Genomic DNA, 17,225 nt, shown 5'->3' with positions numbered 1-17,225 from the left:
AAGGAAAACTGTCAACCAAACCCTCAGCAGACCCCTGGTATTGGAATCCTTGGTCGGTGTGGACTACCAGACCCGGGCCCGGCTTAGCCTTGTTCAAAGCCTTGCGGAGACTGGTGTTGGTCAGTTCAAGATTGGCTGATTTCCCGACCGTGTAGGAAACGACTGAGTGATCGAACAAGTCGATGATTGGTGAGAGATAGATCTTGGACGATCCGAGACGGAACTCGGTAACGTCAGAGACCCATTTTTGGTTCGGGCTAGTAGCAGTGAAGTCGCGGGCTAACACGTTTGGGGCAATGGTCGATAGTGTGCCTCGGTAAGAGTTATAGCGTTTCTTCTGACGGACCAGGCAGGTCAGTCCTTCACGCTTCATAAGCTTGGCGACGAGTTTACGAGAGACCACCAGGCCCTGGCGGTGTAGGGCGAGTCGGATCCTACGGTGACCATACCGACCGCCCGAAGCTTCAAAAATTGTTCTGATCTTGGCTCGAAGATCAGCATGTTTATCTGGCTGTCCTAGGCGGGCTTGATGGTAGTAGAACGTTGATCTGGCCAATCGCGCTACCCGCAAAAGAACATCGAGATCATGATGGGACTTGAGTGTAACGATTACTCGAGCTCGGTCTATTGCTCGTTGTTCATCAAGTCCCTTAATGCTTTTAGGTAGGCGTTCTCCGCTTCTAAGTCCCTGATCCGTTGTTCAAGTTCCTCAGTTTGAGATAACACCCTGGGACCGGTCTTAGGTCGCCTGCCCTTAGGCTTAGGGCGCAAGCCGTCTTCGCCTTGGTCGCGATAGATCCGCACCCAGCTCGTCACCACGTTGACAGAAGCCAATCCCAAGTCCTGCGCGATACTCATCCGGGTCTTGCCGGCCAGAAAGCGTTGAACAGCATCACGTTTGACTTCAAAGGTAAAACTCGCTTATGTGACTTATTCACAAGAACAAGCCTGCCATGAATACGCCACCGATTATAGAAACGATCGCACGGCTTGAAACTCAAGCCAAGGTAAGAAGCAGCCGCTGCGGCACCACACCCCTGCTCAAACAAAGCAACTAAACGCGTCTGATCAGACTCAGTCAATGAAGATAAAGAAGAAACCATGAAAATGTCCCCCGGAAAAAGAAACTGAATAATCCAGTCCAACTTCCGGGGGACACTTCATAAGCGACATGCTCCATTAAAGGCCACGCGGTCTGCACACTCAGTACAATGGTGGCGCTACCTGCCGCTGGCAGGCTGCGCATCAAACAGTGAGGATTGACGCCATGAAGAACGCCTTGGGTTTCGGTTTAGGGACGCTGGGGCGCGACATGATGTACGGAATGGTGTCGATGTACCTCATGTTCTACCTCACCGACGTCCTGGACCTGTCGACCGGTGCGCTCGCAGCGGTCACCGTCGTGCTGGTGCTCATGCGGATCTTCGACGCCGTGAATGATCCGTTTATGGGTTACGTCGTCGACAATACGCGCACGCGGTGGGGCAAATTCAAACCGTGGATCACGATCGGCGCATGCGGATGGTGCATTGGCACGGTGCTGCTGTTCACCGACTGGGGGGTGCGAGGCTGGCAATTCATCACGCTGTTCATCGTGGTCTACCTGGTGTTCGAGGTCGCCTACACGATGAACGACATCTCCTACTACGGGATGATGCCGTCACTGACCCGCGACAAGGCTGAGCGTGAACGCATCGGAGTGGTCACACGTATCTGCGCGAACATTGGCCTGTTCTCCATCGTTGTCGGCATCGTGCCGGTGACTCAGTGGCTCACAGGTGTGCTGGGGGATGCGCAGCGTGCCTGGCAGCTGCTGGCGATCGTGCTGTCGATCATTGCGATCGCTTTCCAGTCCATCACGCTGATCTTTGCGCACGAGACCGTGCATGTGAAGTCGGAGTCGACGCCGCTGCGCGAACTCGTCAGCGTCATCTTCAAGAACGATCAGCTGCTGTGGGTGTCGCTGACGTTCCTGCTGTATATGTCCGGCTACACCCTGCTGACCAGCCTGGGCCTGCATTACTTCAAGTACCTGGTGGGAGACGAAGGCAAGTACCCGGTTTTCGCGCTGGTTCTAGGCGTGACCCAGTTGGGCACGCTGCTGGTATTTCCCTTGATTTCTGCCCGCATGCCGAGGCGACAGGTCTTCACCCTGGGGTGCGGCGCTTCCGTCGTGGGATACGTGGTGTTCATCTGTGCCGGCAGCAACATGGCCGTCATTTTGTGCGCCGGGTTGTTCCTGTTCTTCGGGGAGGCACTGTTCCAGGTGCTGCTCATGATGTACATCGCGGACAGTGTGGAGTACGGCGAATGGAAGCTGGGGCGGCGCAACGAGTCCATTACTTTTTCCCTGCAGCCCTTCATCTATAAGCTGTCCGGTGCAATTTCTTCGGGCCTGATGGGTATCTGCCTGATCTGGTCGGGTGTGGAGAGCGCCACCAGTTCTGCCGATGTCGCCGAGTCGGGCACGTGGATTTTCCGGCTGTTCATGATGGTCGTCCCCCTGATTCTGACCGTCGCGGCGTTCCTGGTGTTCCGGCACGGCTATCGCATTGACGAAGCCACATACAGTTCAATTGTCGCAAGCCTGCAAGACAGTGAAAAAACCAGCACACCCGAGGAGGAAGCACGATGACCCGACACCCTGTGCGCACCCTCGGTGATGTGTACGACCACCCTGTTGGACGCGACGTCCTGGACAAGATCGCGTTGCAGATTGGAGTGTCGCCCTCGTTCATCGTGAACCCGCTGACGCGCCGGCTCCCATTGACGGTTCTGGATCGCGTGGCTGGGCGAGCAGCGCCGGGACTGGTCGCGGCGCTCACGGATTTGTTGGAGATGAATCCCGACCGGCTCGATGACGCCGACACCCACACCGAGGGACAGTCCGAGCCCCCCTGGTGGCAGGGCGCCGTTTTCTACCAGATCTATCCGCGCAGTTTCGCAGACTCGAACGGCGACGGGATCGGTGATCTGCGCGGCATCATCGGCAAACTTGATTACCTTCAAACACTGGGCGTTGACTGCCTGTGGCTCTCCCCCATCTTCGATTCACCCAACGATGATATGGGCTATGACGTGCGAGATTATCGCGCAGTCATGGATCTGATGGGGTCGATGGAGGATCTGGACGAGCTCATCGAACAGGTTCACGCGCGCGATATGCGCATTATTTTGGACCTGGTTGTCAACCACTCCTCCGCCGAGCACGAATGGTTCCAGGAAGCGCTGCGTGATCCAGACGGCGACAAGGCGGCGTACTACTTCCTTCGTGAAGGCTCTTCCGACGCGCCGCCCAACAACTGGGTGTCATTCTTTTCCGGGTCGGCCTGGCGCTGGTTTGATGACATCAAGCGTTGGGGCATGCACCTGTTCGCACCCTCGCAAATGGATCTGAACTGGGACAATCCTGCGGTTCGTCGCGAAGTTGCCGACATTGTGCAGTTCTGGCTGGCTCGAGGCATCGACGGTTTCCGCATGGATGTCATCAACTACATTTCGAAAAACGCGGGCCTGCCCAATGGCGTGCCGGCAGTGGGTGAGCTGGTCGGTTTCACCGGCATCGAGCGCTACTTCATCGGGCCTCATCTGCACGATTATTTGCGTGAGCTGAGGTCGGCAGGCTTCACACGACCGGACGGCTCCCACGCTCTCATGGTGGGCGAAACACCGGGGATCGGCATCGAGGTAGGTCGCCTTCTGACCAATCGGCAGCGTCGCGAAATGGATCTGATCTTCAACTTCGACGTCCTTGAGCCCCCCGGAAAGATCCGTTGGGATGACTACCGCTATCCTCCCGCCTACTTCCTGGATTTCTATCTGCGCTACCTGCGCCGTCTGGGGCCCAGCGACCAGATGGCGATTTTCGCGGAGAATCACGATAATCCGCGCATCGTCAGCAAGATCACCCTCGATCCGCGCTGGCGCGGTGCGGTGGCCAAACTGATCGCCGCGATTTCACTGACCCTGCCCGGCACGCCCTTCATTTTCCAGGGGCAGGAGCTCGGCGCAGTCAACCAGAATTTCACCAGCCTCGACCAGCTTCGCGACGTCGAATCACTGAACTATTTCCGCGAACTCATCGACGGCGGTGCGGCGCGCGATGAGGCCTGGGACCGCATCCTCGCTGGTTCACGCGATCATGCGCGCGTCCCCATGCGCTGGACTGTCGAGGGTGGCTTCACGACTGGCCAGCCGTGGATTACGGGGACCGACATGGAGGCGGGATGGAGCGCCGCCGAACAGCTGGACGATGAGCATTCGGTTCTGAACTTCTACCGCTATCTGATCAGTGTGCGCCAGTACTTTGCACACGATGACTTCACGCTGCTCACACGCAGCGGGCACTATGCAGCGTGGACGCGCGGGCACTACCTGGTTGAGGTCAACTTGTCAGAGCGAACGATCAGGCGTCCCCTGAGCGTGAGACGGATGCCCGGCCGAACTGTGATGACATCACTGGGATCAACGGTTAGGAGCGAACGCCCTCGTCCCGATGAGTTGCCGCCGTACGGGGTGCTGATCCGCCTGCTCGACTAACACTCAGGAGCGATCCGCGATCCGGCACGTGGGCATCTGAGACCCATACTCGCCACGGCAGGATCTTTCGATTCTGTGCCGCTCCGCCGGTGCAACTCCGCCTCCGCCGCGGCTATGCACATACCCCTAGATTTAAGTCCCTGGCATGCACATACCCCTAGATTCACAAGTGCTTTGTACACATACCCCTAGTTTTGGAGCCCTGTATGCACATACCCCTAGATTTAAGACCTCGAGCCCCGAGCAGTGAAATCCGTACGCACTCTGACCAGCAAAAATAGAAAAATGCCATAACGAGGAGCCGTTAGATCTAGGGGTATGTGCACGCGAGCACTACTTTTTAGGGGTATGTGCACGAGGCGGAGATGATCACACCACGCTCGCGCCATAAGCGGCCCGGTCCCAATCTGCAACCGACTCAACCGCAGGGCGGGGATACTCTCGACGACCTCCGTCACAGAGCAAAGGACATTGCGCGCGACACGGTCGGGTGCACAAAGGTGAAGCCAGCTTCTTCCAGGACACGCGCATGCACACGCTGGTCGGCCATCAGTAAGGAATCGGCGGCATCACGCGTGAGCGACATGCGCAGCGCCCACTTCGGAACCGGGAGCCAGAAGGGGCGGCTCAGCCGATCAGCCAGCTCAGAGCCAATGTCATTCATGGTTGCCATTTCGGGCGCCGTCAGGTTGATCGGTCCGCCAAGGCGTTGGTCGATCACGCATCGCAATGCGCGCACCTCATCAATCAGAGAGATCCACGGAATATGCTGCTGGCCATCTCCCAGTGGCCCACTCACGCACAACTTCGTCAGAGGAATCAGCGGTTTCAACAGGGCTTCACGGTGGATGATCGAGGATGTCCGACACCTCGCCACGGTCGTCACGTCTTCAGACTGCCGCGCTTCATCTTCCCACGCACGACAAATCGACGCCAGATAGGTGTCACCGCTACTCGACCCTTCATCGAGTTCTTCGCCGGGACGATCCCCATAAATACCCACGGCCGATCCGGCCACAAACTGCGGCGCACCCTGCCCGATCTGTGCCAATGCCTGAGCAACAGTGCGGGTGGGATCCACACGCGAATGCAGCAGCGTCTCACGGTACCGTTTCGTCCACGGGAAGGACGCGATGCTCGCGCCGTTCAATGTGACAACGGCTCGAGCACCCTCGAGCACGCGAGGGTCAAGCGGGGCTGAGCCGGGTGCCCACTGCACTTCGTTCGCGGTACGCGCCGGACGCCTGACCAGCGCAATCACCCGGTACCCGTCTTCGTGCAACGATCGCGACAAGGTTCGACCGATCAGGCCTGACGCGCCGGCAACAACCACAGTTTCCTGTGCCATCAGTGCTCACGCTACACGACGGTTCGTGCTCGGTGGCGACGATCGACCACGCGACTTAGACGCGCGCTGCGATAATGACCCCATGACTTCACAGCCCCTTCTCCACGCCGACGGAAGGCCTCCGCGTCCTGATTGTCGATGACGAGGTTTCTCTGGCCGACCTGCTCTCCTCGGCACTGCGATACGATTGGTTCCTACGCATACGCTCCTACGTGAACTCACACTCTGCAATACTTACCGTTCATTTACTTTTCAAACGATCGATAATAAGGAAATTCTCTCCAGAATCTGCCCAGACTGCTATGATTTTTCTGCATCCCATCTAGACTTGATGACATTCAGTGCGGGTTTTCACAGACGCCCTCGTCACTGCACAAGGACGATAAGACGCCGTGGCGCTTCACACACGATGCCCATCGGGTGGCAATGGGACTCAACAGATTCTTTAACTCAACTGTGAGCGCCCGACTATCCCGTCCGTGCTCACTGACCTACGACGTTGCGATGCCATCAGTCGGCAACGCAACAGGCGAAAGGGCTGAAAACGCCATGAAATCTCACTTCACAGTGCGTGCCAGAAAAGTCGCGGCGCTGCTCGGGGCGTCGATCGTAGCTGCCACAGCGTTTGTTGTACCGATACAGCAGAGCAGCCAGGCTGCAGAGCGACCATTCCCTAGTTATGAGCTGTCGTACCAACGCATCGTTGGACAGAAAGATCCAAATTTCAATCCTGAGACCGATAAGGGGGACGGATGCATTCACTCAGCAAATCCGGAGCTGGCGCCCCTCCCCTTCTTTGGCTTCGAATCGGCCGCCATCAACCAGTGTGACGGCATGCGCGTAAAAGTTCGGTGGTTCTACGACAAGAGCCTTGATTCCGAAACTACTGCTCCTACGCTCGAATTCCGCTTCGGCACGACGTGGCAGTACACGCAGGTCGATAATCCCGATTCCAATGCGTATATCTGGAAGCCCGTGGAAAATTTCCTTTACGACGGGCAGCCAACCGACATTTATAAGGCCGACGATCCGGTGGTCAAGGACAGCAACGGCAATTTTGTGCGTATGCACAACGGCAAGGGGTTCTACGAGCCTATTCACTTTGTCTTTGAAGACACCTTCGGCCCGGGCGTTGAGCACACCATGCAATACGACGTCTATTTGCCGTACAACGCTGACTGGGGCGGCATGACTTTTGGCACCGGGTCCACGGGCGATACACACGGCGGATCGATCGGCGCGAAGGCGAACGGTATGACTGTGCCGATCGCTGCGAAAATGGATGTACGCTACGTCCTCGACTCCGAGTATCGTGCAGCTCGTGGTTTTCCTCAGGCATCCAGCAGCCCGACCGATGAATCCCAGTCGGCAGGTCTTCCGAACGAAATTGTTGGCAAAGACGAAGTATTGAAGAACCAGTATACGGCACGCCCACAAGCCGGATGGGGTCGCCAATTGGAGGGCTCAACCTACACAACGCTTGACTGCCTTGAAGCTGAAGGTCAGCAGCTTACCGAACTTGCCAATTCAGTGCCGATCAACAAGATTTACCCGAACCTGAATTCTGACGCGGCTGTTCCGCTCGAGGCAGCGTCGGGTACTGCGTTCTTCGCACGATATCCCTACCAGTATTACCTCACCGGCGGACGGACGTGGGACTCCCTTTCGGGGCAAAGGTACATGAATCTCAATTCTGAGACAGGGGAATTTGAGCCATTCACCGATAAGAATGGTAATCAGCTCGTTTTCCCATATAAGCCGACGCCGCAGTCCCTCATTGCCGACATTCCGGGATACAAGTATGTCGGCTTCGACCTGCCGACGATGAAAAACGGCGCATATAAGGGCCTGACCAGTGAAGGTTATCCTGAATACCAGGACGGCCCGAACGTGGCGTCCAGATATCACAAGTCGAATGAAAAGACTCAGCACTTCTACTACACCTATGAGAAGATCAAGGGAGCCTTCAACTTGTCGAAGGTGAGCACGCTCGATAAGACTCCCATTGCCGGAGCTGAGTTTGAGCTCTACCAGGTTATCGATCCCACGGTCAGTGCCTGCGGCGTGCAACCGGATCTGACCGATACGAGTACGGTGAATATCTGCCCGCTCAAGAACGGCGCTGAAAACACTGCCCCCGAGTGCAGCAAGACGGTTCGCCGCATCACTTTGGACAACATGACTGATGGCAAGATCATCACTGACGCTGAGGGCGCTTATGTGGCACCTAAACAGTCACTGGCGTCTGACACCACCTACCTGCTCAAGGAGGTCGCTGTTCCCGATCCCTACCGCATCGACAATGCGTGGACGCAGTTCAATGTTCCGTTGCAGACATCTGACGACCAGACTGTGTCAACCCCGACGGTGACAGTCAAGAACCCCGAATCGGTTCCTCCGCCGGAAGTGCCTCCAACACCCCCGACGAAGACCCCGCCCACAAAGATCGTCCTGTCGAATACAGGCGCCAACGCCGCAGATCTTGCAGCTGCGTGCGTCGCCCTGATGGCTGCAGGTGGCATGACGCTGATGCTTCGTCGCCGCTCGTCCAAGTAGCTATTGCCGAGGGGGTTGTCGACTGACCGCCCCTCAACGGCATCGCTCAATATCGGCCGGGTTCGTTACTTTCACGGTAGCGAGCCCGGCTTTCATATCTGCAGATCATGATTCGTAGCATCTGGTGGTCACACATCCGCATAATGCGCCCCACACTGATTCATTCGGTATGCCAGTCAAGAGTTGCATGATGCAGACTTATCTGCTGGACGCCGGAAACAGCAGCGCATCATCACGCCTTTTCGTTGATGCTACGCAAGAAACATGGAGCCAGAGACCTCGCATTTGATAAGGGGCGAGATCGCGGCGGGAGGGGTCTGGTTAGGCTTTTGCGTTGACTAGTTCAATGCGGGGGCGGCTTTTGTGCAGCGAGATGGTGTTGGCTCTTCCATCGCTCAAAGTACATGTAAAGACACATGGGATATCTGATGAAGAGATAATCCTGAATTTACATGCAAAAACGCCCTGAAGGCGGCTAGTTTGTGGGAAACTTGGAAGCGTTACGTTCGAGGTTGAGGGAGGCCGTGGTGGCCAAGCGACGCAAGGTTCCGATGCGCTATATCAACATCGGAGATCTCTCGCGCGGTCAAGCATCGCGCCTGATCAAAGCGGTAGCTGAAAAGGATGAGTCTGCATTTGTTATGCGCTATGGCAAACCGATCGCCGTGGTGATCTCCAACGAACGTTACGAGCGACTGATGAGTGAAGGAATCGACCCGAGTGAGCACTAATAAACTTTCCAGCCACGTGTCATTGATCTGGAACATTGCAGAGATTCTGCGTGGCGACTATAAGGAACACGAATATGGCGACGTCGTGTTGCCGTTCACTGTGCTGACTCGACTCGATTCTGTTCTGGTGGACACCAAGCAGGCAGTCCTCGATATCAAGGCCACCTCGGTGCCGAACAGGATCAAGGAGCTGCAGTACGCGAAGGCTACAGGCTATCCGTTTTGGAACACCTCGAATTTCACTCTCAAGACCTTGCTGGACGACCCGGACAATCTCGAACAGAACTTGAGCTACTACGTACAAGCGTTTGCTCCTGCCGCACGGGAGGTGATGGAGGCGTACAACTTCTACAACGTCATAGAACGCCTCGACAAGGCAAACCTGTTGTATCAGGTGCTTTCCGAGTTCACATCCTCCAAAGTCAATCTTCACCCGGACGTAGTCAGCAACGACCAGATGGGCTACATTTTTGAAGAGCTCATTCGCCGGTTTTCTGAGCTGTCGAATGAAACCGCTGGTGAGCATTTCACCCCACGTGAAGTCATTCAACTCATGGTCAACATTCTCTTCAGCCCTGATGAGGACTCTAATCGGATCTGCACTGATGGCGCGATGGCTTCCCTCTACGATCCGGGGGTGGGCACGGGTGGCATGCTGTCGATTGCATCCCAACACGTCGCGGACATGAACAAAACGGCGCGCCTCGAGGTGTTCGGTCAGGAGCTCAATCCGCAGACCTATGCGGTGGCGAAGTCAGACATCATGATCAAAGGCGAACGCCAGGAGCGCATCTACCTTGGTAACTCACTGACGAGCGACCAGACCAAAGGCATGAAGTTCGATTACATGCTGTGCAATCCACCGTTCGGGGTGAATTGGAAGAAGTACGCAGACAAGATCCTCGACGAGGCCGAGCGCGACGGCTACCAGGGTCGCTTTGGCGCCGGGACGCCGCGAATATCAGACGGTTCGTTCCTGTTCTTGCAGCATATGATCTCCAAAATGCAACCGTACGATCCTGGCGACCCGGTTAACGCGCCAGGATCTCGGATCGGCATCGTATTCAACGGCTCCCCCCTGTTTACCGGTGGTGCTGGTCAGGCCGAGTCTGAGATCCGACGTTGGATTCTTGAAAATGATTGGCTCGAGGCGATCATCGCGCTACCAGATCAGATGTTCTACAACACCGGAATCCTCACCTACGTGTGGGTACTCTCCAACCGCAAAGAACGCCGCCGTAAAAACAAGGTGCAGCTCATTGACGCCACCAACTATTTCCAGCGGATGCGCAAACCCCTTGGCGAGAAGCGAAAAGAACTCAGCAAAGACAACATTGACGACATTACCCGCATCTACGGTGCGTTCCAGGAAACTGAAGAATCCAAAATCTTCGACACCGAGGACTTCGCCTACCATGAAGTCACCGTCGAACGCCCCCTGCGGCTCAGTTTCCAGGCCACACCCGAGGCCATCGAGACGCTCCAAGAATCCAAACCTTTCACCTCGATAGCCACCTCGAAAAAGAAGGCCGAACCGGCACGTTCCCAGGAAATTGAGAAAGGCAAGCACCTACAAGACGCAATCATCGGCACCCTGAAAGGGCTCGGCTCTGAGCGGGTGTTCCTCAACCGAGACGAATTCATTGACTTGCTCCGTGAGGGCATCAAAGAGCGCGGCCGGAAGATCAGTCTCCCTGTGCTACGCAAGATCGTGGAAGAACTCGGCGTAAGGAACCCGGACGCGGACATCTGCCTCGATACGAAAGGCAAGCCAGAACCCGACTCAGGCCTGCACGACACTGAGCAGATCCCGTTCCGCGAAGATATCGAAGCCTACTTCCAGCGCGAAGTCATTCCCTACGCCCCCGACGCCTGGATCGACCATACTAAGACCAAAATCGGCTACGAGATACCCTTCACCCGCTACTTCTACAAATACGAGGAGCTCGGCGACCCAGTGGAAACACTCACCGAAATCCAAGCCCTCTCCGCGAGCATCCAAGTCGACATCGCCAAACTCTTCCAAGAGCAGGTGAAGTGATGGTCTCTAGTGGCGAGCATTTGAGTCTAATTCGCTTAAAGACGCAATGTGGTATCAAGCGAGGAGCATCCCCACGACCCATCGACAACTATATGTGTGGTGATTCTGAGGAAGGTGCAGCCCATTGGATTAGAATCGGCGACACTCAAAAAGGGTGCCGTGAAATCACTGATACAAAATTGTTCGTTACTGCCGCTGGGGCGTCCAAAAGTGTGCTTGTTGCGCCAGGCGATCTTCTTTTGTCGAATTCGATGAGCTTTGGTGAACCTTATATTTCCGCCATTCACGGTTACATTCACGATGGATGGCTCGCACTGACGCCTAGCTCGAAAATCCTGAAAGAGTACCTCTACTGGTGCTTACTAAGTGAGTTTGTCAATAGGCAGTTTCGACTACTTGCGCAAGGGGCTACGGTAAATAATCTGAATATTCAGATGGTCAGGAATGTGCTTGTGCCTGCCCGTACCCTGAGCGAACAGTCCATAACTGTAAAACATCTAGATACAAAAACTGCTCGGATTGATGGGCTGATCGGGAAGCTAACTCGGCAGGTGGAGTTGTTGGAGCGGTATCGGCGTGAGTTGATCGCTCACACTGTGACCCGTGGACTTAATCCTGACGTGCCAATGAAAGATAGCGGAATCGATTGGGTGGGCGAAATACCAGGAAATTGGAAGACAGTCTCTTTGTCGGTCATTACTGACGAGAATCGGCGGAAGAATGCCGACTTGGCAGAAAAGAACCTCCTCAGCCTCAGTTATGGCGAAATTATCCGCAAAAGCATTGATCTTCCTTTTGGCCTACTCCCTGCTTCTTTCGATGGTTATCAAGTTGTCGATTCGGGCTACATTATTCTGCGAATGACTGATCTTCAGAATGACAAGCGCAGTCTGAGAACTGGCCTGGCACATGAACGGGGCATCATCACGGGGGCATACATAGGATTGATTCCCCGTGGAGCGGTCGTATCAAGCTATCTCGCTTGGCTTTTACGGTTCTATGATTTAGCGAAAGTTTTCTACTCCCTTGGGGGCGGCGTCCGCCAATCGGCTAACTACAAAGAGGTTGGGAAACTGTCTGTGTTGTTGCCGCCAATCGAAGAACAACAGCAGATCGCCGACTATCTCGATCAGAAAAATGCCGAGATTGATTCAACGATTTCTGGCATCCGTAAGCAGATTGAGCTTCTGGGTAGGTATCGCAAGCAGGTTATTAATGATCTGGTGACGGGCAAGGTTCGTGTGGAAGAGGTGGCGTAGTGGATACGTCTGAACGCAGGTTTGAAGACGAGATCGAGTATTGGTTGACTCACGCCGGCCCGTTCGAGTACGACCGCTATGAGTCAAAGTCGCCCTCGGGGTATGACAGGCAGCTTGGCTTGTATCGTGAGGATCTGCTGGATTTTGTGCGGGAAACTCAGCCTCAGCAGTGGGAGCGCCTGGAGCGTATTCATGGGGCGAAGGCTGGCGAGAAGTTCTGCAAGCGGGTCGCTCGAGAGCTCGATCGTCGTGGCGTGGTCGAAGTGTTGCGTCGTGGCGTAGAGGACCTGGGAGCAAGGTTCAAATTGGTGTTCTTCGCTCCCGGTTCGGATTTGAACGAGTTACTGGCGGAGAAGTACTGGGCGAACCGGATGACAGTAGTGCGCCAGTTGCACTATTCGACGAAGAACGAGAAGTCGGTAGATACCGTGCTGTTTGTCAACGGTATCCCGGTGGTGACATTGGAGTTGAAGAACCAGCTGAAAGGCCAGACGTATCGGGATGCGATTGATCAGTACAAGCGTTCACGCCCTGCTACTGAGGTGTTGTTTGAATTGAACCGGCGCGCAGTGGTGCATTTCGCTGTCGATACTGACGAAGCATGGATGACAACGAAGCTCGCCGGAATGGATACCGTGTTCATGCCATTCAACCGCGGCTACAAGAACGGTGCTGGTAACCCGCCTGTGCCAGGTAAGTACAAGACGTCTTACTTGTGGGAGGAGGTACTGGCGAAGGATTCCCTGCTCGACATCCTTCATCGCTTCGTCCAGTTCGTCCCCGATGAGTCCGACCGACGCAAAGACAAATTGATTTTTCCGCGCTATCACCAGCTTGATGCGGTGCGTGCCCTTGTCGCTGATGCGAAGGATTACGGTGCTGGCAAGAATTACTTGGTGCAGCATTCGGCTGGGTCGGGTAAGTCAAATACGATCGCCTGGCTAGCCCATCACCTGTCGAATCTGCATGATGATCAACAGCGCGCGGTTTTCGATTCCATCATTGTGATCACTGATCGACGAGTGCTGGATAAGCAGCTGCAGGACACAGTTTTCTCAATGGATCATACTGCTGGCGTGGTGGTGAAAGTTGATAAGAATTCCCATCAGCTCACCGACGCCCTTGCCGACGGGGTGAAGATCATCATCTCGACTTTGCAGAAATTCCCGTTCGTTGACGTGAGCAAAGTAGCTACGGCAGGTAAGCGGTTCGCCATCATCGTGGACGAGGCGCACTCGTCCCAAACTGGCGAGGCGTCGGAGAAGTTGAAGCAGATTCTTGCAGATACCGTTACCGCGGGTAAAGACTCCGAAGAAGATCTCCTCGAGCGCTACGCGGCTGCCGAGGCGCAGGTAGAAGCCGAGCAACTCGAGATTGATGAGCAGATCGCCGAAGAGCTCCGCACACAAGGACGCCAAAAGAACCTCTCCTTCTTCGCGTTCACGGCGACACCGAAGCAGAAGACACTCGAGATCTTTGGTACGCCGGTACTGGATGCAACTCCGCGTCCGTTCCATGTGTATTCGATGCGACAAGCCATCGAAGAAGGCTTCATCCTGGACGTACTGCAGAACTACACCACATATCAGACGTACTTCCAGATCGGCAAAACCGCTGCCGATGACCCCGAATATTCCACCAAGCAGGCGAATAAAGCGCTGGGCAAATATCTGAGCCTTCACCCTTATAGCCTTCGGCAGAAAGCCGAGATCATTATCGAACACTTCCGCGTCAATGTTGCCCACAAAATTGGCGGTAAGGCCAAGGCAATGCTGGTGACTGGGTCTCGCCTGCACGCAGTCCGCTACTACTTTGCATTCCGTGACTACATCAGACAGAGAGGATACACGGATCTCGGCGTATTGGTCGCATTCTCCGGCACCGTCGAGGAAGAAGGACTGGAATACACCGAAGAGCAACTCAACCAGATCCCCGAAGCAGAACTACCCGAGAGATTCGCTACCGGCGAGTATCAGCTGCTACTTGTTGCCGAGAAATACCAGACCGGCTTCGACCAGCCACTGCTGCACACCATGTATGTCGATAAGAAACTACACGGCGTCAAAGCGGTACAGACTTTGTCGCGAATCAACCGCATGTACCCGGGCAAGACCGACACATTCGTGCTTGACTTCGTGAACACTGCTGAAGACATCCAAAAGTCTTTCCAGGACTACTACATTTCCACTGGTATCACTGAAGAGACTGACCCGAACATCGTCTACGACCTGTACCACTTCCTTGCCTCCTACCACCTGTGGACGGACAAGGAAATTGAAGGTTTCACGAAAGTGTTCTTCACGCAGCAGAAGAAACAAACCAATCTGGACTTCAGCCGCCTAAACGCCTATCTGGATCCTGCAGTTGCACGATTCAACGATCTCGAGGATGAAGACAAGCTTGAAGTGCGAGCACGGATGAGAAAGTTCAACCGTAACTACGACTTCTTAACCCATATCATTCGATACGACGACGAGCGACTACACCGTTTCGCCGCCTACGCCAAACTCCTCGTCCGTAAGCTTTACATCGATGGTGACCCCGCCCCCCATCTGGAGGACGAGGTTGCACTGCAGTACTATCGCATCCAAAAGGTCTACGAAGACTCCATCGACCTGATAGACGAAGAGGGACAACTGTCGAACAACCCCGACATTTCAGGCGCACGCGAAGACGAGAAGGACAGCCTGTCAAACATCATCTCCAGGCTCAATGACCGCTGGGGAACCGAGTTCACCCACATGGACAAAGTCATCGAACAACTCACTGAGGACATGGTCGAAGATGCTGAGGTCAAGGCTCGAGCCCATAACTCTCTGGACTTGTTCTCCATCGTCTACTCTGAACGGATCCAAGACATTGTTCTTGACCGCATGAACCAAAACCAAGACTTCGCAATCAAATACCTCTCAGATACTCAATTCAGAGCCGACGTCGACCGAGTCCTGCTGCCACTGATTCACGCACGCCTCAACAATAAGAAAGGCGAGAACATACCGCCGGAAAACCACGTATGACCAAGGCTAACGCAACCACGGCCTGATCAAATCCAATGTCACAGCGGACCCTTTATCGTTCGTGCTGACAGCTTGAGCAAGCTCGGCCCTCGTTCTTGCTAGAAGCGAGTGGGGGTGTGGGATCGTCGTGCGAATGGCGAACGTTTAGAAGGAGAGGCTCCAGTCTTCGGGTAGGCCCATGCTGGTCGGGCTGACCAGGGGATTCGTTAAGAACTCATTGTGGATAAGGGCAGCTACTTTGCTTGGCCAGGTGGTTCCGGGCGATGTCACTCGGATGAGGTTTGCCATGACTGTGATAACGCCGAAGATTTTCTCACTCTGCCCCTGGGGAAGTGTGATGAATTCCGGCAGGGTTCGTAGTGCCGCTGTCGGAGCGGGTGCAAAGGATTTATTCCATAGCCTTGCATGGTGTGCGCAGTGATTGCGGACGATAGTGAGTTGTTCCATCCATCGCACGAGCGGAGATTGAAGTTTTGCTTTGCGTCGCTGGTGTTTCGACAGCATCCCCAAATTGATGATGATCCCAAGGTCTTCGGCGATGAGGCGCTGGTCGGCGGCAGGCAGACCTTCATAGAGACGCGACATGTCGGCGAAATCTAGTACCTCGGCCAGAACCCAGAACGGGAATTTGTCGTCATATTTGTCTCGGTAATGTCTTATGGCTTCGTTACTGCGGCCTGCACGAGCCACACGTTTAGCTAGAGTTGACATCCATCTTTGATGATCAAAGGATGGCCGAAACCGACTTGGATCGGTGTAGGAAAGTGGATCAGTTGTGACCAAGGCTTCCCCTACACGGGTACGCATTGCGATCTCTATGCGTTCCATACCATCATGCACGAGAGTACGAAGTTTCCGGTCCGATTCGTATAAAGATACCGCGTCGCTGAAACGCGTGCCCGACCGGAAAGCGTCGTCTCGAACACCATCATGAGTAAGCAAACGAGCGGGATACCAGTATGCCGATAGTCGGTAGTAACTGACGTAACGTAACCATTGGCTGGCAAGCTCAGGGTCAACTTCCATGCCCCGGGAACGTAACAACTTAATGTGTTGAGAAACTGTTGCTGCTTGCTTTATTGGCTCGCCCAATACGACTACTCCAACCTCAAACAGAGATCCAGCCCACTCCCGACCTAAGTCGGGGCGGGCTGAACGATTACTTCCATTATAACCGCACCCAGTTTCTGAGTGCCACCCAAAGCTGAAAATATGGGGTTAATGCCCGGATTGTGTGTACGCGGTGTTGGTTTTGTTCGGTGTGTCAGGGGTGTTAGCGCTGTGCACATGCTTTGAGAGCATGCATAGTCCATGGCGCTAGGAATCAGCCGTGTTGTCATCACGCCCGCTTAATATGAGGGCTGGTTTTCTTATACCCAAAACCTTGTCTAGCCAAGTAAAACACGAACCCGCGAATGGTCTGACAAGCGTGAACGTGAACTCGCCAACGCTCGCCGGATTCTAGACCCCAAGGGTATACTCGCCACACGCAACCTCAGCCTTATTAAATCCGGGGTCATTGTGGATACTTAGACGTCGAAAATGATAAAAGCCGCTTGAACCCTTGAACCCCTGTTGAGCAGGGGTTTTGTCGTTTCTGGGGTTGTTCGTTGGCTCGCTGGAGGTCCGGTGATCTGGTGCTCGTCGCCATGACGTCCGCGCGGCAGGGGCACGTTTCTGGTTGAGGGGGTCTGCGGGAATGCTTGCGTTAGCGGGTATCAGACGAGGGTGTTA

The 17,225-nt window shown here is 54.9% G+C and carries 10 protein-coding genes and 2 pseudogenes; 8 read left to right on the top strand and 4 right to left on the bottom strand.

Going from position 1 to position 17,225, the window contains the following annotated elements; all coding sequences use genetic code 11:
• A partial coding sequence (locus HMPREF2975_RS12280) for an IS3 family transposase (RefSeq protein ID WP_264673891.1) occupies window positions 1-571 on the bottom strand: 571 nt, incomplete at its 3' end.
• A 53-nt stretch (window positions 572-624) separates the two neighbouring features.
• A pseudogene (locus HMPREF2975_RS13090) lies at window positions 625-888 on the bottom strand (helix-turn-helix domain-containing protein); the annotation flags it as partial.
• A 379-nt stretch (window positions 889-1,267) separates the two neighbouring features.
• Here HMPREF2975_RS13090 and HMPREF2975_RS05960 point away from each other — a divergent pair.
• Both HMPREF2975_RS05960 and HMPREF2975_RS05955 read left to right on the top strand, forming a co-directional pair.
• Window positions 1,268-2,635, top strand: a complete 1,368-nt coding sequence (locus HMPREF2975_RS05960) for a glycoside-pentoside-hexuronide (GPH):cation symporter (protein WP_058237383.1) — start codon at window positions 1,268-1,270, stop codon at window positions 2,633-2,635.
• On the top strand, window positions 2,632-4,539 hold the full coding sequence (locus tag HMPREF2975_RS05955; protein WP_058237384.1) for an alpha-glucosidase: 1,908 nt from the start codon (window positions 2,632-2,634) through the stop codon (window positions 4,537-4,539). Before HMPREF2975_RS05960 ends, HMPREF2975_RS05955 begins: the two co-directional genes overlap by 4 nt.
• Window positions 4,540-4,993: 454 nt before the next feature.
• On the opposite strand, the gene HMPREF2975_RS05950 is transcribed toward HMPREF2975_RS05955, so the two are convergent.
• Window positions 4,994-5,887, bottom strand: a complete 894-nt coding sequence (locus HMPREF2975_RS05950; protein ID WP_070726502.1) for a TIGR01777 family oxidoreductase — start codon at window positions 5,885-5,887, stop codon at window positions 4,994-4,996.
• Window positions 5,888-5,969: 82 nt separating this feature from the next.
• Here HMPREF2975_RS05950 and HMPREF2975_RS13085 point away from each other — a divergent pair.
• The 6 genes and pseudogenes from HMPREF2975_RS13085 to HMPREF2975_RS05925 all read left to right on the top strand — a co-directional run.
• Window positions 5,970-6,075 (top strand): annotated as a pseudogene (locus tag HMPREF2975_RS13085) (DNA-binding response regulator); the annotation flags it as partial.
• A 361-nt stretch (window positions 6,076-6,436) separates the two neighbouring features.
• A complete protein-coding gene (locus tag HMPREF2975_RS05945) occupies window positions 6,437-8,443 on the top strand; it encodes a SpaA isopeptide-forming pilin-related protein (RefSeq protein WP_070726501.1) in 2,007 nt (668 codons plus the stop codon).
• A gap of 527 nt (window positions 8,444-8,970) precedes the next feature.
• Entirely contained in the window at window positions 8,971-9,174 is a 204-nt protein-coding gene (locus tag HMPREF2975_RS05940; RefSeq protein ID WP_227469287.1) for a type II toxin-antitoxin system prevent-host-death family antitoxin, read from the top strand.
• 16 nt (window positions 9,175-9,190) lie between these two features.
• Window positions 9,191-11,215, top strand: a complete 2,025-nt coding sequence (locus tag HMPREF2975_RS05935; protein ID WP_227469286.1) for a type I restriction-modification system subunit M — start codon at window positions 9,191-9,193, stop codon at window positions 11,213-11,215.
• Window positions 11,215-12,474: a restriction endonuclease subunit S gene (locus tag HMPREF2975_RS05930; protein WP_083314452.1), complete on the top strand. Its 1,260-nt coding sequence runs from the start codon at window positions 11,215-11,217 to the stop codon at window positions 12,472-12,474. The genes HMPREF2975_RS05935 and HMPREF2975_RS05930 overlap by 1 nt, the downstream gene beginning before the upstream one ends.
• Complete coding sequence (locus tag HMPREF2975_RS05925; RefSeq protein ID WP_070726495.1) at window positions 12,474-15,491, top strand: type I restriction endonuclease subunit R; 3,018 nt, start codon at window positions 12,474-12,476, stop codon at window positions 15,489-15,491. The genes HMPREF2975_RS05930 and HMPREF2975_RS05925 overlap by 1 nt, the downstream gene beginning before the upstream one ends.
• Window positions 15,492-15,635: 144 nt before the next feature.
• On the opposite strand, the gene HMPREF2975_RS05920 is transcribed toward HMPREF2975_RS05925, so the two are convergent.
• The gene (locus HMPREF2975_RS05920) at window positions 15,636-16,517 is read right to left on the bottom strand and encodes an Abi family protein (RefSeq protein WP_083314451.1); all 882 of its coding nucleotides are present in this window, start codon (window positions 16,515-16,517) and stop codon (window positions 15,636-15,638) included.
• Window positions 16,518-17,225: the final 708 nt, after the last annotated feature.

Origin of the sequence: Actinomyces sp. HMSC065F12, assembly GCF_001814535.1 — a bacterium.
Taxonomy (GTDB): Bacteria; Actinomycetota; Actinomycetes; order Actinomycetales; family Actinomycetaceae; genus Pauljensenia; species Pauljensenia radingae_A.
This window is presented reverse-complemented; position numbering and strand designations above follow the sequence as displayed.